At 54.8% G+C, this 23,006-nt stretch carries 22 protein-coding genes; 15 read left to right on the top strand and 7 right to left on the bottom strand.

Features of this window, described 5'->3' with window-relative positions:
* Window positions 1-296 precede the first annotated feature (296 nt).
* The 8 genes from GC101_RS17910 (at window position 297) to GC101_RS17875 (ending at window position 8,589) form a co-directional block, all read left to right on the top strand.
* On the top strand, window positions 297-962 hold the full coding sequence (locus GC101_RS17910; RefSeq protein ID WP_042139787.1) for a succinate dehydrogenase cytochrome b558 subunit: 666 nt from the start codon (window positions 297-299) through the stop codon (window positions 960-962).
* A 35-nt stretch (window positions 963-997) separates the two neighbouring features.
* The gene (gene sdhA / locus GC101_RS17905) at window positions 998-2,740 is read left to right on the top strand and encodes a succinate dehydrogenase flavoprotein subunit (RefSeq protein WP_039306935.1); all 1,743 of its coding nucleotides are present in this window, start codon (window positions 998-1,000) and stop codon (window positions 2,738-2,740) included.
* A 374-nt stretch (window positions 2,741-3,114) separates the two neighbouring features.
* Entirely contained in the window at window positions 3,115-3,879 is a 765-nt protein-coding gene (gene sdhB, locus GC101_RS17900; protein ID WP_042139785.1) for a succinate dehydrogenase iron-sulfur subunit, read from the top strand.
* 332 nt (window positions 3,880-4,211) lie between these two features.
* Window positions 4,212-5,048 (top strand): DUF3891 family protein, encoded by an 837-nt coding sequence (locus tag GC101_RS17895; RefSeq protein WP_171718342.1) that lies wholly within the window; start codon window positions 4,212-4,214, stop codon window positions 5,046-5,048.
* 100 nt (window positions 5,049-5,148) lie between these two features.
* Window positions 5,149-5,955, top strand: coding sequence for a potassium channel family protein (locus GC101_RS17890; protein ID WP_171718341.1), 807 nt, complete (start codon window positions 5,149-5,151; stop codon window positions 5,953-5,955).
* A gap of 134 nt (window positions 5,956-6,089) precedes the next feature.
* A complete protein-coding gene (locus tag GC101_RS17885) occupies window positions 6,090-7,022 on the top strand; it encodes a metallophosphoesterase (protein ID WP_171718340.1) in 933 nt (310 codons plus the stop codon).
* 55 nt (window positions 7,023-7,077) lie between these two features.
* A complete protein-coding gene (locus tag GC101_RS17880; protein ID WP_171718339.1) occupies window positions 7,078-7,620 on the top strand; it encodes a GNAT family N-acetyltransferase in 543 nt (180 codons plus the stop codon).
* Window positions 7,621-7,839: 219 nt separating this feature from the next.
* Window positions 7,840-8,589 (top strand): NADPH-dependent oxidoreductase, encoded by a 750-nt coding sequence (locus GC101_RS17875; protein ID WP_042139784.1) that lies wholly within the window; start codon window positions 7,840-7,842, stop codon window positions 8,587-8,589.
* A gap of 120 nt (window positions 8,590-8,709) precedes the next feature.
* Here GC101_RS17875 and GC101_RS17870 read toward each other — a convergent pair whose 3' ends face one another.
* Complete coding sequence (locus tag GC101_RS17870) at window positions 8,710-9,519, bottom strand: histidinol-phosphatase (RefSeq protein WP_171718338.1); 810 nt, start codon at window positions 9,517-9,519, stop codon at window positions 8,710-8,712.
* Window positions 9,520-9,578: 59 nt separating this feature from the next.
* Window positions 9,579-10,481 carry a LysR family transcriptional regulator gene (locus tag GC101_RS17865; RefSeq protein WP_042139782.1) on the bottom strand — a complete coding sequence of 301 codons (903 nt, stop codon included), beginning with the start codon at window positions 10,479-10,481 and terminating at the stop codon, window positions 9,579-9,581.
* A gap of 399 nt (window positions 10,482-10,880) precedes the next feature.
* On the opposite strand from GC101_RS17865, the gene GC101_RS17860 reads away from it, so the two are divergent.
* The 5 genes from GC101_RS17860 to GC101_RS17840 all read left to right on the top strand — a co-directional run bounded on the left by GC101_RS17860 (window position 10,881) and on the right by GC101_RS17840 (window position 15,764).
* Window positions 10,881-11,336, top strand: a complete 456-nt coding sequence (locus GC101_RS17860) for a chemotaxis protein CheX (protein WP_039306920.1) — start codon at window positions 10,881-10,883, stop codon at window positions 11,334-11,336.
* 28 nt (window positions 11,337-11,364) lie between these two features.
* The gene (locus tag GC101_RS17855; protein ID WP_171718337.1) at window positions 11,365-12,141 is read left to right on the top strand and encodes an SDR family NAD(P)-dependent oxidoreductase; all 777 of its coding nucleotides are present in this window, start codon (window positions 11,365-11,367) and stop codon (window positions 12,139-12,141) included.
* Window positions 12,142-12,305: 164 nt separating this feature from the next.
* On the top strand, window positions 12,306-13,799 hold the full coding sequence (locus GC101_RS17850; RefSeq protein WP_171718336.1) for a DEAD/DEAH box helicase: 1,494 nt from the start codon (window positions 12,306-12,308) through the stop codon (window positions 13,797-13,799).
* A complete protein-coding gene (locus tag GC101_RS17845; RefSeq protein WP_039306914.1) occupies window positions 13,796-14,542 on the top strand; it encodes an ABC transporter ATP-binding protein in 747 nt (248 codons plus the stop codon). Before GC101_RS17850 ends, GC101_RS17845 begins: the two co-directional genes overlap by 4 nt.
* Window position 14,543: 1 nt before the next feature.
* A complete protein-coding gene (locus tag GC101_RS17840; protein WP_171718335.1) occupies window positions 14,544-15,764 on the top strand; it encodes an ABC transporter permease in 1,221 nt (406 codons plus the stop codon).
* 279 nt (window positions 15,765-16,043) lie between these two features.
* On the opposite strand, the gene GC101_RS35810 is transcribed toward GC101_RS17840, so the two are convergent.
* The 3 genes from GC101_RS35810 to GC101_RS17830 all read right to left on the bottom strand — a co-directional run bounded on the left by GC101_RS35810 (window position 16,044) and on the right by GC101_RS17830 (window position 18,257).
* On the bottom strand, window positions 16,044-16,160 hold the full coding sequence (locus tag GC101_RS35810) for a YjcZ family sporulation protein (protein ID WP_209994562.1): 117 nt from the start codon (window positions 16,158-16,160) through the stop codon (window positions 16,044-16,046).
* A gap of 153 nt (window positions 16,161-16,313) precedes the next feature.
* Window positions 16,314-17,615, bottom strand: a complete 1,302-nt coding sequence (locus tag GC101_RS17835) for an aminotransferase class I/II-fold pyridoxal phosphate-dependent enzyme (RefSeq protein WP_171718334.1) — start codon at window positions 17,613-17,615, stop codon at window positions 16,314-16,316.
* A 99-nt stretch (window positions 17,616-17,714) separates the two neighbouring features.
* Window positions 17,715-18,257: a hypothetical protein gene (locus GC101_RS17830; protein ID WP_171718333.1), complete on the bottom strand. Its 543-nt coding sequence runs from the start codon at window positions 18,255-18,257 to the stop codon at window positions 17,715-17,717.
* Window positions 18,258-18,469: 212 nt separating this feature from the next.
* On the opposite strand from GC101_RS17830, the gene GC101_RS17825 reads away from it, so the two are divergent.
* Both GC101_RS17825 and gpmA read left to right on the top strand, forming a co-directional pair.
* The gene (locus GC101_RS17825) at window positions 18,470-19,255 is read left to right on the top strand and encodes a helix-turn-helix domain-containing protein (RefSeq protein ID WP_039306903.1); all 786 of its coding nucleotides are present in this window, start codon (window positions 18,470-18,472) and stop codon (window positions 19,253-19,255) included.
* Window positions 19,256-19,586: 331 nt separating this feature from the next.
* Complete coding sequence (gene gpmA / locus GC101_RS17820) at window positions 19,587-20,336, top strand: 2,3-diphosphoglycerate-dependent phosphoglycerate mutase (protein ID WP_042217227.1); 750 nt, start codon at window positions 19,587-19,589, stop codon at window positions 20,334-20,336.
* Between the two features lie 508 nt (window positions 20,337-20,844).
* Here the strand turns inward: gpmA and asd are convergent.
* Both asd and GC101_RS17810 read right to left on the bottom strand, forming a co-directional pair.
* Entirely contained in the window at window positions 20,845-21,636 is a 792-nt protein-coding gene (gene asd, locus GC101_RS17815; RefSeq protein WP_039307037.1) for an archaetidylserine decarboxylase, read from the bottom strand.
* 91 nt (window positions 21,637-21,727) lie between these two features.
* Window positions 21,728-22,825 (bottom strand): YheC/YheD family endospore coat-associated protein, encoded by a 1,098-nt coding sequence (locus GC101_RS17810; RefSeq protein WP_171718332.1) that lies wholly within the window; start codon window positions 22,823-22,825, stop codon window positions 21,728-21,730.
* Window positions 22,826-23,006 lie beyond the last annotated feature (181 nt).

Here is a 23,006-nt window from a genome sequence, read left to right as displayed (position 1 = left end):
AATGAGAATTATTATCATATTAAAAATATTCTTATGCGTTTATTGTATAACGATTAATAATTAGATTGCAATTCCCTTATAAGCGAAAAAAGAGTAACATGAAAAGTGACACAAGATATTCACATATTGTGAATAATAAAGCAAAGTCCGGGAAAACAATGAAAAGTGGTGCAAATAGACATTTTGCTGCTTACTGCAGCCTGCCGCTGCCCTGTTTCAACTGTACTCCCGGCGGTGTATGCTCTTTAAAAAGATAATTTGAAAACGCTGTTTTAATTGGAAAGGGGACACTTTGCATGAGAGGATTTTATTCCAGAAAGATTCATTCCTTGCTCGGCATTATCCCGCTTGGGGCCTTTTTCCTTGAGCACATGCTGACGAACTTCGCAGCAGTAGAGGGTGGTGCTTCCGGTTTCACAGACAGTGTGCTCTGGCTGAACAGCCTGCCGCTGGTCTTCTTCCTGGAATTGTTCGGCATCTGGCTGCCGCTGCTGTACCACGGAGTGTACGGCCTGTACATCGCTTATCAGTCGAAGCCGAACCTGAACCGCTACAATCTGGAAAGAAACTGGCGTTATACGCTGCAGCGCATCAGCGGAATCGTCACCTTCATCTTCATTGTCTGGCATCTGTACGATACCCGTGTACAGGTGGCGCTTGGCAATGTAGAGCATGAAGAACTGGGCGGTGTCATGCACAATATTGTGACTAATCCGCTGCTGATGACCTTCTATATCATCGGTATTGTAGCAGCCTGCTTCCATTTCTCCAATGGCCTGTGGTCCTTCCTGATCAGCTGGGGGATTACTGTGGGGCCGCGTTCGCAGCGGGTGTCCTCTATCCTCTGTCTCGGTGTGTTCGTACTTGTTACCTTCATGTTCGTACTGTCACTGGTGACTTTCCGTGACGATGAATTTCAAACCGCGGCCACGGCGATGCAGTCGCTGCGCAGCTTTATTTAGGAATATACAGATTTTAATATAGGAGGGGAACAATCATGGCATCAGCCGATATCATCATCGTGGGCGGCGGTCTGGCCGGCCTGATGGCTACCATTAAGGCCGCCGAATCCGGCGCGCATGTACATCTATTCTCACTGGTCCCTGTCAAAAGATCACATTCGGTCTGCGCGCAAGGCGGTATCAACGGCGCAGTAAATACAAAGGGCGAGGGAGACTCGCCCTGGGAGCATTTCGATGATACCGTCTACGGCGGCGACTTCCTGGCCAACCAGCCTCCGGTCAAAGCGATGTGCGAAGCCGCACCGGGCATTATCCACCTGATGGACCGGATGGGCGTTATGTTCAACCGCACGCCGGAGGGGCTGCTCGACTTCCGCCGGTTCGGCGGGACGAAGCGCCACCGGACAGCGTTCGCCGGAGCGACAACCGGCCAGCAGCTGCTGTATGCGCTGGATGAGCAGGTGCGCCGCTGGGAGGCTGAAGGCCTGGTAACCAAAAGCGAGAACTGGGAGTTCCTCTCCGTCATCCTCGATGACGAGCGTGTATGCCGCGGCATCAGTGCCCAGAATCTGAAGACGATGGAGATTCAGACCTTCCCGGCGGATGCGGTCATTCTGGCGAGCGGCGGTCCGGGAATTATTTTCGGCAAAACGACGAACTCGGTCATTAACACAGGAACCGCTGCAAGCGCTGTATATCAGCAGGGTGTACATTATGCGAACGGGGAATTCATCCAGATCCACCCGACAGCCATCCCGGGCGATGACAAGCTGCGGCTGATGTCGGAATCGGCACGCGGCGAAGGCGGACGTATCTGGACCTATAAGGACGGCAAGCCATGGTATTTCCTCGAAGAGAAATATCCTTCTTACGGTAATCTGGTGCCGCGCGATATCGCAACACGTGAGATTTTCAATGTGTGTGTGGATCAGGGGCTGGGCATTAACGGCGAGAACATGGTGTACCTGGATCTTTCGCATAAGGACCCGAAGGAGCTCGACGTCAAGCTGGGCGGCATTATTGAGATCTACGAGAAATTCATGGGGGATGATCCCCGCAAAATTCCGATGAAAATCTTCCCCGCTGTGCATTATTCGATGGGCGGCATGTGGGTTGACTATAACCAGATGACGAATATTCCCGGCTTGTTCGCCGCAGGGGAATGTGAATATCAATATCACGGGGCGAACCGCCTTGGAGCAAACTCGCTGGTATCGGCGATATATGGCGGCATGGTATCGGGGCCGAAGGCTGTGGAATACATCAAGGGGCTCAAGAAGTCGGTCCAGGATATCTCCTCCACGGTGTTTGACAGCTTCCACAAGACTCAGACGGACAAATATGAGTCTCTGCTGGGGATGACAGGTACGGAGAATGCTTACGTAATCCACAAGGAGCTTGGCGAATGGATGACGGCCAACATGACCGTGGTGCGTGAGAACAAGAAGCTTGAAGCGACCATCGGCAAAATCAAAGAGCTGAAGGAACGCTACCGCAACATTAACATGAGCGACACTTCACGCTGGAGCAACCAGGGCGTTGCCTTCACCCGCCAGCTGTGGAATATGCTGGAGCTGTCAGAAGCAATGACCCTCGGGGCGCTGCTGCGCAACGAGAGCCGGGGCGCGCATTACAAGCCGGAGTTCCCGACGCGCAATGATGAGGAATTTCTCAAGACGACCAAGGCTACCTGGACGGCCGATGGCCCGCAAATCTCTTACGACGAAGTCGATGTCTCGCTGATTCCTCCGCGGGTCCGGGATTACTCGAAGGACTGATAGGACGAAGCGGCAGTACAGTAGGGACGCTGAATGGCTGGCATGTCCTGGCGGCGGGGAATCTGTAGTTTAACTGTATTTCATGCAGCTATTCCTGCACCGCTGCCGCATGGGAGACGAATAACTGTACTCAGTGCAGTTAGAATCTTCTGGACTGGCTGGAATGAGCCTTTTTATGAAATATAACTGTACTCAGTGCAGTTAAATCGTAAATTAGCCTGGAACCCCTGGTTTTAATTGTACAAAGTGCAGTTAGCGCCGGAAACGAAAGATCATCATTACGTTAAAAACTTAAAGCGTGTGCTTCCGGAGCGAGTTTGGCGAACTGGATTCGGAGAAGGCTATGCTATCCAAAATTTTAGGAGGTAACTGACATGGCGGAAACTGCAGCAGCTCCCAAAAACGTAAAATTTATCATTACCCGCCAAGACGAGCCGGAAACGAACCCGTATACGGAGGAGTTCGAGCTTGCCTACCGTCCGGGAATGAATGTGATCAGCGCGCTGATGGAAATCCAGCGCAATCCGGTGAACGCGAAGGGTGACAATACGGTTCCGGTGTGCTGGGAATCGAACTGTCTGGAGGAAGTATGCGGCGCCTGTTCCATGGTGATCAACGGCAAGCCGCGGCAGGCCTGCGCAGCGCTGATCGATAATCTGGAGCAGCCGGTGCGCATTGAACCGATGAAGACCTTCCCGGTCGTGCGCGACCTGGTGATTGACCGCAGCCGGATGTTCAATGCCCTGAAGCGGGTTAAGGCCTGGATTCCGATCGACGGCACTTATGATCTGGGTCCGGGACCCCGGATGCCGGAGAAGAAGCGCCAGTGGGCTTATGAGTTATCCAAGTGCATGACCTGCGGTGTCTGCCTGGAGGCTTGCCCGAATGTCAATGAGAAGACCAATTTCATCGGTCCTGCGGCCATCTCGCAGGTGCGCCTGTTCAACGCCCACCCTACGGGTGAGATGAACTCCGATGAGCGCCTGGAGGCACTGATGGAAGACGGCGGCATCGACGGCTGCGGCAACTCGCAGAACTGCGTGCGCGCCTGCCCGAAGGGAATTCCGCTGACCACCTCCATTGCCGAGATCAACAAGCAGACGACGAAGCATATGTTCAAGCGCTGGCTGGGCGTGTAACTATACAGCTTGCATTTTCTTTGCGATTTATATCTGCGGCAGTGTAATCAGCTGCTATCCTTAAACCACAGGCCGTTCAGGAGTATTTCCTGAAGGGCCTGTTTGCGTCAGGAGTTCATTTCCTGTTCCGGTTGGAACTGGAAAGGGCTATTGCAGCAGGATATGTTTCTTTCAGGGTGAAAAAAGGGTACATTTTTAGACAGTCTTATATTGTGTTGCGCATACAATAGAGCCGTTAAGGTGCGCCGCATTCCAATAAATATAGGTGGATATGTTATAATCTACATAGTGGATGGCAGGATTCAGACAGCGGATAACGGGGAGGAATTACAGTGATTTGTCGTGAACAGGACGGAGCGTTTGTGATGGTGAAGCAGCATGAGCACGGGCTGCTGGCCGGGGAATTTGCGAAGTGGTTCAAGGAGGAGCATACGCCTGCGGAAGGCCGCCGGGAGGAGGTGCTGCGGGCGGTGAGCAATCATGACCGGGGCTGGATCGATCTGGATGAGACGCCGTTCTGGAACGATGCGGAAGATGCGCCGTACAGCTTCATCGACTTCCCGGTTGTGCCTAAGCTGACTTTTTATAGACGGGGCATCAACGAGGTTGAAGCGGATACGCCTTATGGGGCGCTGCTGTGCAGCTCCCATTTCGAGCGGCTGATCGAGGTATCGGGTGAGGAATGTCCGGAACTCACCCGGTATCTGCAGGATGAAGCGGAGCGCAGAGCCCGTATCCACCGTGAGCTGGAGCAGAGCTGGCCGCTTGAAGAAGGCGAACTGTATTATGACGCCAGACTGCTGCAGTTCTGTGATGACCTGTCGCTGTTTCTGGCCCTGAGCGAGCCGGGCAGCGCCGAGTCCGAGAAGCATCCCTGGTTCGCAGACGGCTTCTCGGGCAGCGAGGAATTCAGCTTCACCTCCGGACGTGCGATTCAGGCAGAGTGGCAGGACAACGCCACGCTGACGCTTACCCCGTTTCCGTTCACGAAGGAGATCGAAGTAAGCTTAAAGCTGCGGCGGGTCAGCCGCAAGGATATTGAGCATAAAGGCATCGCTCTGGCATACAAGGAGACACCGGAGGAAGAATGCCGGATCACTGTAATCAGCGGAGCAGGAGAAGACGATGTGCAGGTGAAGACAAGTACCGGTGAACGCACTGCCGGTTAGGCACAGGGGGCAGGGCCGGATCGCAGCATTTTATCCGTGAGGATAACGGTACCTTCAGGGCAGGACAGGAGTCCGGGGCCGTAGAACAGGAGAGTAAGGCATGGCGTGGTGGATATGGATTTTCAATTTTGCTGTAATCATATTGCTGGCGCTGTGGTTTCTCCGGATTAAGCTGAGCTGGATGGGCAAAGGCGTTCTGCTGGCTCCCATTCTGATCTATGCCCTGATTTCAGTTGAGGATCTGCTGAACCTGATCGATCTGGGCACCATTGTACCCGGCAACCGGGGACTGCGCGGTCTGATTCTGATTTTTGTCCTGGCTTCGGTCCTGTTCTATATTCTGTTTATTTTTCATGAGATCAAGGACTCCAACAGCAAGGAAGTCAGGCTGCAGCAGACACTGGTCCGGATCAGCATCGCGGCGTTTACCTGCATTATTTTTTTTACAGTCGTATATACATCCATATATAAGCTGTTTGGCCAGTCCTCCTTCCAGGGCGAGGGGATAGGCCAGGATCTGCTCAGCCAGCTGATCACCTTCCTGTACTTCAGCGTAGCTACATTTACGACAGTAGGTTACGGGGATGTGGCTCCCATAGATAACACTTCGCGGCTTGTTGTAGTTATGCAGATCTGCTTCAGCTTCATAACCGTTGCCTATGCCCTGTCCATGCTTGGCTTGTTCCGCAAAATTCTCGGACCCGGCACCACTGAAGAGGAGATTGAGGCGGCTATAGAAGTGGACATTGATGACAAAGTGGAAGAAGCTGTAACGGATAAGGATGAGGAGAGGGAGCAGGAAGAACAGGAAGAAAAGGAAGCACCGGATGAACGGGAAGCACCGGATGCCGGAACCCCGCGGAAGCGGCCTGGAAGCGATAAGATGTCTGATGAACCAGCGGATTAGCCTGAGCATTAGCCGTATCTCAGGCGCTGATGAATGAACCGGAGGAAATGTTGCCAATAAGCGCAGCATGCTCTGTATACGAACATAAGCGGCATTAACCGAATAGATTTCAGGATAGAAAGGAGAATCTCCCTATGAGTACAAAATCGTCCGGGGGCTCTCCCAGGTCTGACCTGCCGGCAGCAGGCACCGGCGGTCATACCCCTCCGCAGAAAGAGGGGGCCGGCGGCCGCAAAATGACCCGCCGCCAGTTCCTCGCCCGGGGGGCGGCAACCGTAGTTGGCGCCGGCCTGCTTACCGGCGGCTATGCCTGGCAGGGCGAGCCGAACTGGCTGGAGATTACGCGGAGGGAGCTGCCGCTGAAGGATCTCCCTTCGGCTTTTGCCGGTACCCGGCTCGTTCATTTCAGCGATGTGCATCTGGGCTTCAACAAGGATGCGCATGATCTGGCCCGGCTGACTAAGCACATCAAGGAGGAGAAGCCGGATCTGATCTGCTTCACCGGGGATATTGTGGACAGCTACGCCGAGGATTTGACAGACTCGGTCGCTATACTGGCAGAGCTTGAAGCTCCGCTGGGCAAGTACGCCATCCTGGGCAACCATGATTACAAGAATACGGAGCTGCTAACCCGCCTGCTGAACGAGTCCGGCTTCCGTGTGCTGCGGAACCAGTCCTATCTGATCAAGCAGGGCGGCGCCGTGATGGCGGTGGCAGGACTGGACGATATGCTGCATGGCAAGCCGGACCCGGAGGCCGCAATCCAGGGCATCCCGGACGGCACGTTCACGGTGCTGATGATGCATGAGCCGGATTACGCCGATACGGCGGAAGGGTATCCGTTTCACCTGCAGCTCTCAGGGCACAGCCACGGCGGTCAGATCCGTCTGCCGATGCTGGGTGCGCCGTTCACGCCTTACGGCTCGCAGAAATACATAGACGGACTGTATTACACAGAGAATAAGGCGATGCCGGTGTATGTGAACAGGGGATTCGGCGAAACCATGATGCCGCTGCGCTTCATGTGCCGGCCGGAGCTTACTGTACTGACTCTGCGCCGGGAGTAAGACGGCAGAGCTTGAGGATGCGGCTTAACGAGAGCAGCAGAAGAGGGTGAAGTTCATGAGCACTTATGAAGCGATTATGGGTATGGCGCTGCAGGGAGCGGCGGTAGAACTGAAAAGTATGGCATCCGCTGACGGTGCAGTGCTGCGGGCGCTGCTCTCCCATCCGGAGGTGCAGCCGCATATTCAGCTGCGCCAGGGCTCATCCTCCCAGCAGGGCGTTCTGGATAAGCTGGTGAACCGGATGCTGCATGGTTATGACCTTTGCGCATTGCATGCAGGCATCTATCTCAAAGGACAGCCGGATCTGATCGGATCGGTCTCCCTGCAGAACTGGAACCGGCATGAGGGCAAGGCGGTGCTGGGGTATATGCTTAATCCTGCATGGTGGGGGCGCGGCTTCGCCACTGAAGCACTGGGGCTGCTGCTGGCCTACGGGTTCCGCGAACTGGAGCTGCTGAAGGTGGAGGGACGCTGCCGCGGGGACAACCTCAGATCGGAGCAGGTGATGCTCAAGAATGGTCTGACCCTGGAGCGGACACTGCCGATGGCGGACGGCTCGGGCGATGTAATGAAAGTCTTCACAATGTTACACAAATGAAATAATGCCGTTATCAAACTCTAACAGTCTCCGGTTAAACTAAGTACATGACCCCCTTTTGAAAATATAACTGCTGTTGGGACCCGATGATTCGGGTCCATTTTTTTGTGGCGTGCCGTATGCCGGATTCCGGTATCACCGCTTTCTGCTGGCGGTAGCCGGAGTCATTAGGCTATGATGGATATACAGAAACAGCATTTGGCGAGGAGGACATAGCTCTTGAACGAAGTGATTAGACTACTTACGAACCACCGATCTTTCCGGCAATATACAAGGCAGGCGGTAGAACCAGAGAAGCTGAAGACCATAATTGAGGCAGCCCAGGCTGCACCATCCTGGGTGAACGGCCAGCAGGTATCGGTCATTGCGGTACGCAGCGAAGAACGGAAGCGGCAGCTGTCGGTATTGAGCGGGAACCAGAAGCATGTGGCCGAAGCGCCGGTATTCCTGGTGTTCTGCATGGACTTTCACCGGGCCCGGCTGGCGGCAGAGCTGGAAGACCAGCCGTTTGAAGCGGCAGGAGATGTGGATGCGCTGCTGGTCGGTGCAACCGATGTCGGCATCGCTTTAGCGAATGCGGTGGCTGCTGCGGAGTCGCTGGGACTGGGGATTATCCCGATCGGCGGCGTGCGCCGCCGCACAGCGGAAGTGATTGAGCTGCTGCAGCTGCCCGAATATGTATTCCCGGTGGCCGGCCTGTGTATCGGCTATCCGGGTGAAGAGCTGCCGAAGAAGCCGCGCCTGCCTATGGCGGCTGTGTATCATGAAGAAACATATAACCCTGATCAGAAAGCCCTGATCCAAGAGTACAATGAGACCCACCGTGAGTCGCTTAGGGCTCAAGGGCTGACCGAGAGGGATTGGAGCAGTACAATTGCCCGCTTCTATGCCCTGAATCCGCAGTACGGCGACGCCGGGCGGACGCTTAAGCAGCAGGGCTTCACCTGCGATAATCTGAATAAAGAATAACCTTAGCAAAAAGCACCGCAGCGGTAACGGCGGACGATGGCAAGCATCGTCAACAGCCGGACCACATGCGGTGCATTTATTTTGTCCAGCAGAGAATTAAGCCGTCTCCGTTATCTACAGCTATAGTCCTACTGTAATCTTCTCGCGCCGTTTGTAGTAGACCCAGTGCTTAAATCCGATCTCCTTAAGCCGCGCGGCAACGCTATTGCGCTGATCAGCCACCCGGGAAGGCTTATGGGCATCGGAGCCGAAGCTGACCTCCACGCCGAAATGCAGCGCCCGCTCCAGAATCTCATCCGACGGATACCAGCCGCCGCACAGCTTGGTGCCGCCCGAGGTGTTGATCTCGATGGCCAGCCCGCATTCGCTGATTGTGCTTAAGGCTTCGTCAATCTCCCGGGGAGCGGAGATCTCCGAGAACTGCGGGTAGTTACCCTTCATCGCATCAATGTGTCCGAGGATCTGGAACATGCCGCTGCGCGCGGATTCGGCGATCAGCCGGTAATACTCCGCTTTGGCTGCCAGCTGCTGCTTCGGACCCAGACCCTTCCAGCGGCTTTTATTAAAAATGCTGTTGCCGTCCACGCTGTGCACCGAACCGATCACATAGTCAAACGGATAAGCAGCAAGCGTCTTCCGGTACAGCTCCGCATGCTCGGGGAAATAGTCGGACTCAATGCCGAGCAGGACATCAATGCGGCCTTCGTACTCCTTTTGCAGAGCCAGTACTTCCTCCACGTAGTGGACAAGCTCCGATTTGGCCATCGCGATACGCGGAAAAGCCTGCTCGGACGGACTTCCGAAATAGGGCGTGTGATCGGAAATCCCGATCACATCAAGACCCGCGGTTATCCCGGCTTCAATATAATCCCTGATGTTTCCGTCAGCATGACCGCAGCGGAAATGATGGGTATGCAGGTCGAAATTCATAGAGGTAACATCTCCTTAGGCCAAGGTGGCAGAATAGGTTGCAGGTTGCTGATCATTAGTTACTCTGAGCCGATGAACTGGGTTTCGGGCATTCCCTTAAGATCGCTCAGAAACTGCCTCATGGCCGAATTGACGTACTTCCCGGATTTGGTGATGACGCCTACAGGGTGGGTGACCTCAAGCTCAATGATCGGGACGATTTTGAGCGTACCGCTTCGGACCTCGGCGGTTACGGACTGTTTGGAAATAACGGCTGCCCCGAGATCCAGCTCCACCATCCGTTTCACCTCTTCGCTGCTGGTCAGCTCCATGATGACCTGGGGCTGGATGCCGTGTTTGGCGAGTACTTCATCGGCGAATCTCCGGCCGACGGTGTCCGGGGACAGCAGGATGAGCGGTGTTTTGCCAAGCGCCTCAATACCGGCCGATTTGACCTGGGCCAGAGGATGGCGGGGCGAGACGACCAGTTCAAAGGTATCATAATACAGGACGGAAGTTGTCATTCCGGGACTGCGGCCGATCAGATAGCCAATGCCGACATCGACGAGACCATTCTCGACATGCTGATAGATTTGTGAAGAGGACATGGACGAGATCGAGGTTTTGATATGCGGGAACTGGTCCTGGAAATAGGACAGAATCCGCGGCAGAATCTGAATGGCAATGGAGGTGGTCGTGCCGAGAATAATATGCCCCTGGGGATTCTCTTCGAGATCCGCAAGACGCTGCTTAAGCTCTTCAACGATACCTACAATCTGCTCCGCATGCGTGAGGAATACCTGGCCCCGGTCTGTCAGGGTTACAGGCTGATTCCGGTCCACAAGCTGGGTCTTGAATTCTTCTTCGAGACTTTTGATCTGTGCTGAAACCGCCGGCTGGGTCAAATTGAGTAGTTCTCCCGCCTTGCGGAAGCTCATGGTTTTGGAAATGGTAATCAGTGTTTCAAGCTGGCTGATATTCATGGACTGCCCCCTAATGGCTACCGGTATTGGTGCCGCCGTATATTGGTATCGTTGTGGGAAAGTGACTTCTTTCCAGAGGACGTTTGCGCCGTTAACAGCTTGATGGGCCAGGGTCTGCATGCTGCGGATTGTCTGCCAGGAATGAGGGGGAAATACGCAGTGAGTGCTGCACCCGGAGGGAATTGCGCCGCAAATCTTACGTTCAGTGTTGGCATTTGATTAAATTATAGGAGATTACACCCGGCAGGGCAATGTCGCCGTCCAAACTATCTTGTGAATTCATTCGACAAGACCATTAATTTTTGATGAATAATGCCGATATATGAAGTATAATAAATCATTATTGCTTAGGACTTTTGGTATATGACTAAAGCCTGGTCGAGGGGGGACAGCACTTTCATGAAAGCAGAAGTAATCAATCCGTTTCTAGAGTCTGCACGAATTGTAATTGAACAGGTGATACAAGTCTCGCCGTCTACCGGTATTCTGGGTATTAAGGACATTGAACTGATCGATAATCATATATGGATTCAAGTGGGAATGACAGGTCAGCTCAGCGGGAATATTATCTTCGGAATCGCCGAGCACGTGGCGCTTAAGATGGTTTCGGCCATGATGGGCGGCTATGTGATTACGGAAATGGACGAGATGGGCCAAAGTGCCATTTCGGAGCTTGGCAACATGATCAGCGGCAATGCCAGTACTATTCTCTCCAATCAAGGGGTTTCGGTAGACATTACACCGCCGAAGTTAATGAAGACAGAGAGCATGTCGATCCTTCCGCGCAGAGCGCTGAGTATTCCGCTTATGATGGAAGGCATCGGGGAGCTTGATATTCAGGTTATGATCTCTTAGGCGGATATTCGGGAGCTGAACACATTCCATGGCATTACAAGGCAAGGTTGTTGTTATTACAGGAGCTTCGAGCGGCATCGGTGCGCTTACGGCACAGATGCTCAGCCAGCGTGGGGCCGTTCCCATTCTGCTGGCCCGTTCGGAAGACAAGCTGAAAGAAACCGCGGCCGGGATACCGGGCGTTTTTGGACTGTTCGTCTGTGATGTGACCGATGAGGCGGCAGTGGAGCGTACCTTCGCGGAGATTCTTGAACAGTACGGCAGAATCGACATTCTTCTCAACAATGCCGGTTATGGCAAGTTTGCGGCTTTTACGGAGATGGAGCCCGGCGAATTCGATGCCATGATGGACGTGAACTATATGGGGATTGTCCGCTGCACCAAGGCGGTAGTGCCTCATATGCTGGAGCGCGGCAGCGGTCAGATCGTGAATGTGGCCTCGATGGCCGGCAAAATCGGCACAGCCCGCGCAGTTGCCTATACGGCTACGAAACATGCTGTTCTCGGCTTCACCAATGCGCTCCGCCAGGAGCTCCGCAAGAGCGGAATTATTGTCTCGGCTGTGAACCCCGGACCCATCGCCACCGAATTCTTCAAGACCGCCGATCCTTCAGGCAATTATGAGAAAAGCGTGAGCCGGATCATGATGACTCCGCAGCATGTGTCTGCGAAGATTGTGAAGCTGATGGACAAAGGCAAGGAAGAAGTGGATCTGCCCGGTCTGGCAGCCTTCGGGATTCGTCTATACGGCTTGTTTCCGCGGCTGGCGGATAAGCTGACCTATAACGCAATGAACAGAAAATGATTACTCAGCTATGAAGCAAACGGCTTGTCCCCTTTTGCATGCAGGATGGAATTACATATATAAAATATGGCGTAGATTGGAACTTATGGCCTTCCATTTGGTGGAGAGGCCTTTTTGGCATATAATGAACATATTATCTTAAGCGAAAAGGATGAATTACTATTATGAATAAAGCTTCTTTTGCAGCTATCGGCATTCAGGAAGACCTCGTTGCCCGATTGTCTGAATTCGGCATCACCGAACCATCCCCTGTACAGGAGCAGACGATCCCGCTTCTGCTGGAAGGAAGAGATGTTCTGGCCGCATCCCAGACAGGGACAGGCAAAACTCTGGCCTACCTGCTGCCGCTGCTGCAAGGGATCAATCCGGACCAGAAATCGGTGCAGAAGCTGGTGCTGGCACCAACCCAGGAGCTGGCGATGCAGATTCTCCGCGAAGCAGAGCGCTACGGAGCCCACCGGGGCATCCGGGCGATGGGGCTGATCGGCGGGGCGGCGATCAAACGCCAGATTGACAAGCTGCGCGAGCATCCCCAGCTGGTTGTAGGTACACCGGGACGCGTGCGGGAGCTGATCGGGCTGCGCAAGCTGAAGATGCATGAGGTGACGACGATTATTCTCGATGAGGCGGACCAGATGTTCCAGCTCAGCGGTGCGGGAGAAGTGACGAAGATCGTCAGCAGCGCGCTGCGCACACGCCAGTTGGTTATGCTGTCCGCGACCATCGGACCGGAGACCAAGCTCCTGGCCAACAAGGAAATGAAGAACATCGCAGAGGTGGGCATTGATCCCGGGATGATGACGGCCCAGAGTCTGGAGCATCACTACGTGGTATCCGAGGAGCGGAACAAGGTGGATATGCTGCGCCGGGTGATCCGCCACTACAAGCCTGAACGGGCGATAGTGTTCGTGAATGCGACCGATGATATTGCTGAGGTGACCGCGAAGCTGAATCATCTGGGACTACCTGCCGCAGCGCTGTACGGCGATGCCGACAAGGTTACGCGCGCCAACGTGCTGGCCCGCTTCCGTGACGGCAAGCTCAAGGTGCTGGTCGCCAGCGACGTGGCGGCCAGAGGCCTGGACATTGAGAATCTGACGCTGGTCGTCAGCTTCGATCCGGCCTTTGACTCCGAGCACTATGTCCACCGTGCCGGACGCACGGGGCGCATGGGCAAACGCGGACTGTCCGTAACGATTGTTACGGAGCAGCAGACGTTCATCATGCGCAAATTCGCCCGCGAGCTGGATATCCAGCTGGACGAGCGGGAAATGGCCTTTGGCAAGGCGCTGACGGAGGGCGAGCGCAGTGAATTCCGCGGCGGCGGCGCAGGTGCAGGCCGCCGCGAAGGCTCTGCCCCGCGCGGCAGCGAAGCCGGGCCGCGCACCGGCAAGCCGCAGGTACGGACCTCGGCGGCTGGAACAGCCGGAGGGACGGGCGGCGAAGCTCCGGCAGGGCAGCCGGGCGCAGCTGGCGCTGGGGATGGGGCTGGTACGGTGCGGCGTGAGCAGCACCGGCCGGGGATTGCCGCGAGCACGCGCAGCGCGGCATCACCCGCAGGCAAGGCACGCAGCAATGCGGAGCGGGACAAGAACCGCAAGAACAAGGGAGCCCCGAAGTGGCTCAAGAACAAAACCCCGAGAGGTGACGGCCAATGAACACAGCTCCCGTATTGCAAATTACGGGCTTAAGCGGAGGATACAGCCTGAACAAGCCGGTGCTGCATGATATCGGCCTGCAGGTTCAGCCCGGTGAAATGGTCGGGCTTATCGGTTTGAACGGCGCAGGCAAAAGTACAACCATGAAGCATATTCTTGGACTCATGTCTCCGCATAAGGGCGAGATTACTGTGCAGGGCAAGACGCGCAGCAGCGATCCTGAGAGCTACCACAGTGCGCTTTCCTTCGTTCCGGAGTCCCCTCTCCTCTATGAGGAGATGACCGTCCGTGAGCATGTTGAATTTACGGCCAGAGCTTACGGCGTGGAGCGCAGCGATTATGAATCGCGCACCGGCCAGCTGGCTGCACTCTTTAATATGGAGGACAAGATGGATACGTTGTCGTCCCATCTGTCCAAAGGCATGAAGCAGAAGGTGATGATTATGTGTGCGTTCGTTGCACGCCCGGCACTGTATGTGATTGACGAGCCGTTCCTCGGCCTCGATCCGCTCGGCATCCGCTCTCTGCTGGATTTCATGCTGGACCTGAAGAAATCCGGGGCGTCCATTCTGCTGAGCTCGCATATCCTCTCCACCATCGAGAACTACTGCGACCGGTTCATTGTGCTGCACCGCGGAATGGTAATTGCGGAGGGAACACTCGCCGAGATGACCGCGAAGGCCGGGCTGCAGGGCTTGAACTTGGAGCAGCTGTTCTACGAACTGGTTCAGGGAGGGAAATGATATGGATTTGAAGGAGCTGCGCCGGCAGCGGCGCAGCCGGTTTACAGGAAGCCTGATCCCCTATATGGGGTATATCATCCAGAGCGGGGTAGCCATGGTGTTCCTGCTGGTGCTGATCATCTTCTCCGCCTGGTACACTTCCCTGCTGCGTGATATCCCGGCAGGTATCCCCATCCGCTGGATTATGCTCGTCCTGCTGGTGCCGGCGGCGGTGCACAGCAGCTTCCGGACCTATCTGCAGACTCCGGATACGATCTTCCTGCTGCCGCAGGGCCACCGGATGAAGGAGTATTTCGCCCCTTCCTGGGTCAGCGGGAATGTGTGGAAGATCCTGCGGCTGGCTTTTGTACTCATTACCTTATGGCCGCTGTACATACGCACGGATGAATCCCATAAGGGGCTGCTGGCCACTCTCCTGGTCCTGATCCTGGTGAAGCTGCTCGCCAGCTTCGGGTTATGGCGGGAGACCGCTATGCTCTCCCGGCCGGCCGCCATAGGCTACAACCTGTTGCGCTGGGCAGTGGGCACCCTGATGGTTGCGGCCTGGGTATGGCAGCCGCCGGTCCGCGCGCTGATCTTCATCGTAATTCTGGCCGCAGCCTACGCGGCAGCGCTGGCCGTACCCGGCCGGCATTCTGTTCCGTGGGAACGCCTGATTACGATGGAGAAGAATCAGGGGACCCGGGCGCTTATGGTCCTCGGCTGGTTCGTTGATGTCCCTGGACGTGAGCAGCGGGTCTATGCCCGGCGCTACCTGTCCCGGTGGGGCGGCGGCATAACCTGGCAGCGGAATTCCGCCTACCGCTTCCTCCTGACCAAAAGCTTCGCCAGAGGTGATATCTTCGGAATCGTTCTGCGGATTGCCGTATTGGACCTGTTCCTGGTCTGGATGAATCAGGACAGCTACACCGGCAGCGGTATTTATATCTTCTTCCTCTTCCTGATGGGGATTCAGCTGACGGCGCTGCGCAAGCTGCACAGCGAGTCGTTCTGGCTGACCGTGTATCCGCTGCCGGAAGGCAGCAAGAGCAAGGGAACCATCCAGTTTGTATTCCGGGCGCATCTGTTACTGGCTCTGCTGACCGGACTGCCTCTTCTGCTTCAGGCGGGAGCGCGTCCGCTGCCGGTTCTGGGAACATTGGCGTGCGGAGCGCTGCTGGCCTATCTGTTCAAGGCCTACTCCACCCGCAAGGAAGCCCGGACGGATGAGGATGATTTGTAGAACAGACTCTTTTAGCAACAAAAATATGCACATTAAAAATGACCTCATACTCTGCTGACGCGGAGCGTGAGGCCATTTTTATATAGAGGGAGTTGCCCTCTTAATTTCAAAATATAAGAATTTATATGTTTCACACGATAACTTATCCTTCTATTTCTCGCTGAAACAACACCGTCCCTTAAAAGGACGGCAAAGCTGTTTCTACTTGGGTGGAACAGGGAATGCTGCAACACGGGGAGCGGAGAGAGCACTGGGCTCCCTCCAGGGACTTATTCCCGGTTAGACAAAGAGTGAACGGCTGATGATAACCAGCAGGATAAAGAGAACCAGAATTGCGCCTGTGCTTGTGAATGCACCGTGTCCGTATCCGTATCCGCCTCTAACTTCTTCGCTCATGTTCATTCCCCTTTCGCGTTTGAGTTGTTGTACTTGAGTACATCGTATTGTATGTGCGGAGGGAAGAACGTGTATAGGCCAATGCCATAGGGCAGGGCAAAAAAAATCAGCCCCGGATTTCCGGGGCTGACTAACGTATGCCAAGGCTGGGAATCAGGATTTCTCCAAATCGCGGATGCCTGCATAGACCAGATCGAACAGATCCTCAAGCTGATTCTCTTCGATGCAGGAGAAGGCAATGCGCAGATCACTTTCGCCGAGGGCGATGGTGCCCAGCCCGTAATTGTGGATCAGGTGGAGCCGTAAAGTTTCAGCCGGCACGGTGAGCAGTTTCAGACACATGAAGTACCCGGAGTTGAACGGATAATAAGTCCATACGTCATCTCCGTATTTGCCGCTGTCCAGCAGCGCCTTCACTTTGTTGGCCCGGCCTTTCATGATCTGGAACTTCTCTTCCTTCTGGGCGGCGAATTCCGGCGCCTTCAGCGCATCCAGTACAAAGGTCTGGGACGGATGTGCTCCGCTGGAGATGGTGGCCCGGATAATCCCGAGTGTCTTCTGCTCCAGGGCAGCCAGCAGCTCTTTGTTCTCGGAAGCATAGGTGATGAAGCCGACGCGGAAGCCCCAGACAAATTCTTCTTTAGTGGCTCCGTCAATCTTAATTGCCAGCACACGGGGATGCAGGTTCGCGAGCTTGCCAAACAGCGATTCCTTCAGTGAATCCTCGAAAAAGAGTCCGAAATAAGCATCATCGCTGACGACTACGACATTAACGCCTTCTTCAGCGGCACGCAGGATTGCGGCAACGATGGCTTCGCCTTCTTTAATGCCTGGTGTATACCCTGTCGGGTTATTAGGGAAATTGAGCAGGACGATGGCTTTGCCGCGGTCCTTCTGGGCCAGCAGCGCATCCAGCAGTCCTTCGCTGTTGAAGCTCATATCTTCGGTGAACAGCGGATAGTTAACGGTTTCGGTCAGACGGCGGATGCCGAAGGTCAGCTCGTAGTTCTCCCAGTTTTTGTCCGGATAGATGACGGCATCCCCTTGTTCTGCGAACAAGTCGGCAACTATGCTAAGCCCGTGTGTCAGGGCGTTCGTAACGACAGGATTGCTGAAGGATTTGCCTTCAAGCGACGGATTCTCACGCAGCATCTTCTCCCGCCATACCGTACGCAGCTCCGGCTTGCCTGCAGGAGGCGCGTAGCCGTACAGGTCTTTGGGGCTGTAGGCGGAGAGTTTATCCTGGATCACACCAAGGTGCATCGGCATTCCGTTCTCGGTAGCAATACCGATGGTAGCATTATACTTCTTGGCATGAGCCGTCGCTTCTGCAGACTGGCTCAGGATTCCCTCTTTGGGGAAATAGATTGCTTTGCCGAGATTAGAGAGCATATCGTACACATGTTCATTGCCTGCCTTGATGCTGTCATTCAATTGTCCAGCCAGTGGATTCATCAGTTTCATCCTTCCGGTATTCTTCTGGGATATATACGCTAACATTGCCTAACATTATATCACCGTGAATTGCCGCCGTCACTGAGGAATGCCGCGTTTTCACAAATACTTTTGGAATAAGCCGGGCGGCTCCTCCCAGATCTGGACTTCGACGTAACGCTCAGGACCAGAGTCTCCTGCTGCGTTCCATTTCTGCGGCAGGCCGTATTCGCGGACCACCTCAAGGATCTCTTTCAGTGTGTAGACCTGCCCGCGGTAAGGTTTGCCGTCCGTATAGCGCATAGTGGGAAATAAATCGCCATAGGTGAAGCTGATCCGCTCAGGGTTGAAGGCCGCAACCGGGATATTCAGCTCCATCCCCTGTGGATACCACTGCTGCAGCCAGGGGCATCGCCCCAAAGTCATGTAATGCGGATGCCGGCGGACCGGCTTGCCTCCTTTGGCGATAAATTGCGCTCTCGCCCTCTGTTCAAGGCTGCGGCGAATCTGCAGATAATCGGCGGAACGCTGGCTGGCAAAGCCCTTACTCTGCTCCCGGATATCCTGCAGCACCGTCTCCGCTGATTCAGGCGAAAGGTCAGACAGATTCCGGAAGGGGCCGGTGGATTCATCATAATAGTGAAAGAGATAGTGGTAGTCCATATACTTCCCGCCGATCTATTGTAGGATGATTCCTATATTTTAACAGATGGATTGTTGATAGGAACAGTCCTGCGGGTAGGGGAAGATGTACAAAAGGGAACCGGACAAGGTATTATGAAAAGTAAGCTTACGCATTCGAAGCGGGTGTTACTGCCAGTTATTTCGAAGGAATACAGGGAAGGCATGCCCACAAAACTTTAGGAGGGACCAATATGCTGCATGCATCGCCATCCTCTTTTGTAATCCTCCCGGCCCTGGCGAAGATCGTCTGTGAACCGGGCTGGAAGTGGCAAAAAAGAGAGAAGCCGCTGCAAAATTATGATTTGTTCTATGTCTGGAGCGGGGAAGGAACCGTTGTGCGCAGCGGGGTGCCCTATCAGGTGGGGAAGGGAAGCTGCTTCCTGTTCCGCCCGGGGGATCACACCAGTGCTACACATAATCCGCAGAAACCGCTTGTGCTTACATATATTCATTTCGATGTCGCTGAAGAGGTGACGGAGATTCCTGCGCCTTATCACGAACTGACGGAGACCGTGGAGTTCGAGCATCTGCTGGCCCGTTACGTCCGCCTGTTCCTGGTGCAGACCTACGCTGCAGAGGAAGAAGGCCGCCTGATCCTGAAGCAGCTGATGATTCATCTGCTGCGGCAGGACCAGGTCGTGCCAATCGAGCGCCATGTCAGCAACCAGCTGGCTGAGGTGATCCACGAGGTGGCTAACTATGTCAGCCAGCATCCAGGGGCTGCGCACCGGGTGGAGGATCTGGCCGCACGGGCAGGGCTGTCGCCGCGTTACTTCTCGATCAAGTTCAAAGAGATCACCGGCTCCTCCGTTCAGTCCTATGTGATCCGCACCCGGATTGAACGGGCCCAGCATCTCTTGCTGTACGCCGGTATGAATGTGACTGAGGTGGCGGATGCGCTGGGCTACCGCGACATCTTCTTCTTCAGCCGCCAGTTCAAGCAGCATACCGGCAAAAGCCCGTCGGAAATACGCTGACAACCAGCGCTCCCGAATAGGGATGGATGGCCCGGTGACCCGGGAGCACAGCGGAAAAGTATGAAAGCCCTTCTCGTCCAGGCGGGAGAAGGTCAGTCCTGCCGGATTACCGGCAGGGTTTTTTGGGGAATAGATAATATAGACCTCTGACGGAACGGCGCGCCCATTCAAGGCGGGGCCGTTTCTTCTATTACAATGGCTGCAGGGAAGCCGGGGACGTAAAGTTGAAGAGAGCATCTGTCTGTGACAGAATATAAGAATGAACCGCATAAGAACTGAGAAGCTGCCGCTAAGAGCAGCTGAATAAACACACGGGAGAAGGAGAGAACTTATGTACGAAATAGTACTGATACGGCATGGAGAGAGTGAATACAACCGGCAGAACCTGTTTACGGGCTGGAGTGATCCCGATCTGACGGAGAAGGGTGTGGAAGAGGCAAAGAAAGCAGGCAAGCTGCTGAAGGATGCGGGATACACGTTCGATCTTGCCTTCGCCTCGGTGCTGAAGCGTTCAATTAAGACACTAAACTATGTGCTGGATGAGATGGACCTGCTGTGGATTCCCGTGCAGAAATCGTGGAAGCTGAATGAGCGCCATTACGGAGCGCTGCAGGGCCTCAGCAAAAGTGAAACCGCACTGAAATACGGAGAGGAACAGCTCCATATCTGGCGGCGCAGCCTCTCGGTCCGGCCTCCGATGCTGGAGCCGGATGATCCGCGTTATGCCAGAAATGATATCCGCTATAAGGAAGTGCGTCCCGGCGATATTCCGCGCGGAGAGAGCCTGGAGGATACCGTGCACCGGGTTGGCGATTTCTGGGGCAACCGGATTGTGCCGCTGATCCGCAAGAAGGAACGCGTCCTGATCTCGGCGCATGGCAACACGCTGCGGGCCCTGATCAAATACATGGAGGATATTGATGAGACGGCGCTGCTGGATCTCAATATTCCAACCGGCGTCCCGCTGGTCTACAAGCTGGATGATGATGTGAAGCCGATCAGCCGCTTCTATCTCGGCGAGCCGGAAGAGGTACAGGAGAAAGCGCGCGAGGTGGCTAATCAGAGTAAGATTACGGAGTAACTCGGGGAATTAGAGGGATAAATCCCTTTGATTACGCTGGAAGTGGGCTAGATGAGGGAATTAGAGGGATAAATCCCTTTGATTAAGCTGGAAATGGGCTGGATGAGGGATTGTATGCGAAAGACCGAATACACTGCACCAAAGATAGCGCAGTTGAGCCGATTGTATGCGAAAAACCGAGTACAATGCACCAAAGATAGCGCAGACGAGCCGAATGTATGCGAAAAACCGAATACATTGCGCCAGCGATTGGGTAGATGAGCCGAAGGTAAGCCGGGTATACTGATGCTCAGAGAGCGGAGCAGGTAAGGAATACCTTTATACGGTAAATATACGATTAACGCAGGAGTCATCCGGTCCGGATGATATTGCGAAGGGTTTCTTCAACCCCATAATAAAGCCCCGCACAAGATACACTCACGTATCCTGGTGCGGGGCTTTGTCTGTCTGGGGAGCCTTCCATAAATTCATCTTAGTTGTTTCATTCAAGCCGGACTCTGCCCGGCAGCTAAGTAGCCCGCTGCATCTCACCCAGCAGCTCGCCCATCTTCACCTTCGTGTCTACGGTAAGCCCGGGGCGCGGGGTGAAGGTGCCGCTCTCCAGCAGCAGGACTACGGTAGAGCCGAACTCGAAATAGGCCAGATCGTCGCCTATTTGCCATTCAGTAGCGGATTCATCCGTGTAGCGGATACTGCTCACATTCATTGCGCCTACCTTGACCACGGCGGTTTCGCCATAGTTGCCGGCTATATAAGTAATCAGCCGTTCGTTGCGGCTCAGGACACTCTTCATATGCCGCATGCCGAAATCATTCACGGGATAAGCCCGCCCGCGGATATAATCGCTCTCCCGCAGCTGTCCGGTTAACGGGGAATGAATCCGGTGATAATCGGTGGGGCTCAGGTAGAGGACGAAATAGTAGCCTTTTTTATACAATTCGAGGTGTGGCGAATGATTAAGCAAATCCTCCAGCGTATAATCCTGACCCTTCACATTCATTATTGTTCCGCAGTTAATGTCGCCCATTGCCGTAATCATGGCATCCACAGGACTTGCCACAGCCTGTTCACCGCTTGCCACCGGCCGCATTCCCGGCTTCAGGCGTCTGCTGAAGAATTCATTAAGTGTACGGTATTCTCCGGCAGTCTTCTCCGCCTCGGCAGCAGGAATATGATAGGAACGAATAAATACCGGAATCATAAAGCGGCTGAGTCTGCTATGGGAAAAAGCGCCCATTACCCGGGAAAGCCATCTGTGTGAGGATAGCTCGGTCATCAGCCGCAGCAATTGTTTAACCATGCCCATCTCCCTTCCATCATGCAGCAGCAAGGTCCGAGTAGCCTCGGACCTCACCCGCTCTGCATTATATTGACATAGAATAGAAGACAAATCAATAAGAGTTATGCCGTGCAGCCTCTTCATACAGGTATCTGGCATAGCCCATGGGCCGGCGGTAGCTTTCTTTCCAGATGGGGCCGAGCCCGGCTTTCTTGAAGCCGTAACGCTGGTCGCGCCCGTTGCATTCGATGAAATATAAGCGTCCGCTCCCCGTAACCCCGATGTCCAGACCGATATCGGCAAGGCCCGGGAGGCTCTGCTCCAGCTCACGGGCAATGGCGAGACTGAGGGAGAGGACTGACATGCGGATCCGTGCGGCTGCTTCGCCGGGGAAAGCCTTTTCCAGAGCGAAGGATGAACTCAGTGCTTCGCCTCCCCTGGCGATGTTGGACACGAAGCCGCCCGGTGCCGCCAGCTTGGCGAACATGCCGGTCACCTGCCAGTCTCCGCCCCAGCCGCGCTGTACAGTAATGCGCAGATCAAAGGGGCGGCCGTTTATCTCAGCCAGTGGTATCCGCTCCTGCACCAGGTACGGTACCGAAGAGAGTCTGGCGCGGAGTGCCCGGGGGATGGCGCCCTGATTCACCGGCACACTGTACCAGCGTCTTGAGCCGTTAGGAGAGTAGCTCCATTTCCACCGCCCCGCCCCGCTGATCCTTGTAAGACGCATAACCCCGTTGCCTACACTTCCCCGGCAAGGCTTGAGAATGAGATCCGGATATCTCTCCATCATTTCCTTCAGGCCGGACATTCCGGCGGATGTGACTGGCAGAACCGTCTGCAGTTCCTGGTTTTGCTCCAGCAGGCCGTGAATCTGATCCTTGCCGTAGCGGTTGCATGTATTGTATACCTGAATACCCTGCCGGAGCAGCCGCTGGACGCCGCTGCTGCCCGGGTCATAGATCGCCCGGTTATGGATGACCTCCGGCGTCGGGATGACTTGACTCCGGTATCCGTGCGGACCCTTTATATATGCCCTGCTGAAGCCGGTCTGCGTATCGATGCCGGACAGCTTCAGAAAGCAAGGGGTTAATCCGTATGCGGCGGCGGCCTCCTCGTAGTTGGCCAGAGATTCCTGTCCGGTTTTTAACCGGGGAACGCCCCCGTGCACAGCGGCATTTAGCAGTATCCCAACGAGCTTTTGCCCCATGTTCGTTCCTCCCGTTATCTTGAAGTAGCTTCCCGGCTGATTTTTCGTCTCCTGTCATTGTATGTGTGTACGTGCCCGTCAGGGTTGGACGGATGCGCGGCGGCAGATGCCCTTTTTTGAAAGGAGAGAATGGAATTCTTTTGAACACTACACCCTTTTCTTAACAAAGCTTAGCCGGGGG

The organism is Paenibacillus phytohabitans (genome assembly GCF_013141775.1).
GTDB lineage: Bacteria > Bacillota > Bacilli > Paenibacillales > Paenibacillaceae > Paenibacillus_AQ > Paenibacillus_AQ phytohabitans.
Note: the sequence above shows the minus strand (reverse complement) of the source record. Positions and strands in the feature narration are given on the sequence as shown.

Excerpts from the sequence above, each read along its gene's own strand:
- GC101_RS17910 (WP_042139787.1), top strand. The coding sequence starts at position 297 with ATGAGAGGATTTTATTCCAGAAAGATTCATTCCTTGCTCGGCATTATC.
- sdhA (WP_039306935.1), top strand. The coding sequence starts at position 998 with ATGGCATCAGCCGATATCATCATCGTGGGCGGCGGTCTGGCCGGCCTG.
- sdhB (WP_042139785.1), top strand. The coding sequence starts at position 3,115 with ATGGCGGAAACTGCAGCAGCTCCCAAAAACGTAAAATTTATCATTACC.
- GC101_RS17890 (WP_171718341.1), top strand. The coding sequence starts at position 5,149 with ATGGCGTGGTGGATATGGATTTTCAATTTTGCTGTAATCATATTGCTG.
- GC101_RS17885 (WP_171718340.1), top strand. The coding sequence starts at position 6,090 with ATGAGTACAAAATCGTCCGGGGGCTCTCCCAGGTCTGACCTGCCGGCA.
- GC101_RS17880 (WP_171718339.1), top strand. The coding sequence starts at position 7,078 with ATGAGCACTTATGAAGCGATTATGGGTATGGCGCTGCAGGGAGCGGCG.
- GC101_RS17870 (WP_171718338.1), bottom strand. The coding sequence starts at position 9,519 with ATGAATTTCGACCTGCATACCCATCATTTCCGCTGCGGTCATGCTGAC.
- GC101_RS17865 (WP_042139782.1), bottom strand. The coding sequence starts at position 10,481 with ATGAATATCAGCCAGCTTGAAACACTGATTACCATTTCCAAAACCATG.
- GC101_RS17860 (WP_039306920.1), top strand. The coding sequence starts at position 10,881 with ATGAAAGCAGAAGTAATCAATCCGTTTCTAGAGTCTGCACGAATTGTA.
- GC101_RS17855 (WP_171718337.1), top strand. The coding sequence starts at position 11,365 with ATGGCATTACAAGGCAAGGTTGTTGTTATTACAGGAGCTTCGAGCGGC.
- GC101_RS17850 (WP_171718336.1), top strand. The coding sequence starts at position 12,306 with ATGAATAAAGCTTCTTTTGCAGCTATCGGCATTCAGGAAGACCTCGTT.
- GC101_RS17845 (WP_039306914.1), top strand. The coding sequence starts at position 13,796 with ATGAACACAGCTCCCGTATTGCAAATTACGGGCTTAAGCGGAGGATAC.
- GC101_RS17840 (WP_171718335.1), top strand. The coding sequence starts at position 14,544 with ATGGATTTGAAGGAGCTGCGCCGGCAGCGGCGCAGCCGGTTTACAGGA.
- GC101_RS35810 (WP_209994562.1), bottom strand. The coding sequence starts at position 16,160 with ATGAGCGAAGAAGTTAGAGGCGGATACGGATACGGACACGGTGCATTC.
- GC101_RS17835 (WP_171718334.1), bottom strand. The coding sequence starts at position 17,615 with ATGAATCCACTGGCTGGACAATTGAATGACAGCATCAAGGCAGGCAAT.
- GC101_RS17830 (WP_171718333.1), bottom strand. The coding sequence starts at position 18,257 with ATGGACTACCACTATCTCTTTCACTATTATGATGAATCCACCGGCCCC.
- GC101_RS17825 (WP_039306903.1), top strand. The coding sequence starts at position 18,470 with ATGCTGCATGCATCGCCATCCTCTTTTGTAATCCTCCCGGCCCTGGCG.
- gpmA (WP_042217227.1), top strand. The coding sequence starts at position 19,587 with ATGTACGAAATAGTACTGATACGGCATGGAGAGAGTGAATACAACCGG.
- asd (WP_039307037.1), bottom strand. The coding sequence starts at position 21,636 with ATGGTTAAACAATTGCTGCGGCTGATGACCGAGCTATCCTCACACAGA.
- GC101_RS17810 (WP_171718332.1), bottom strand. The coding sequence starts at position 22,825 with ATGGGGCAAAAGCTCGTTGGGATACTGCTAAATGCCGCTGTGCACGGG.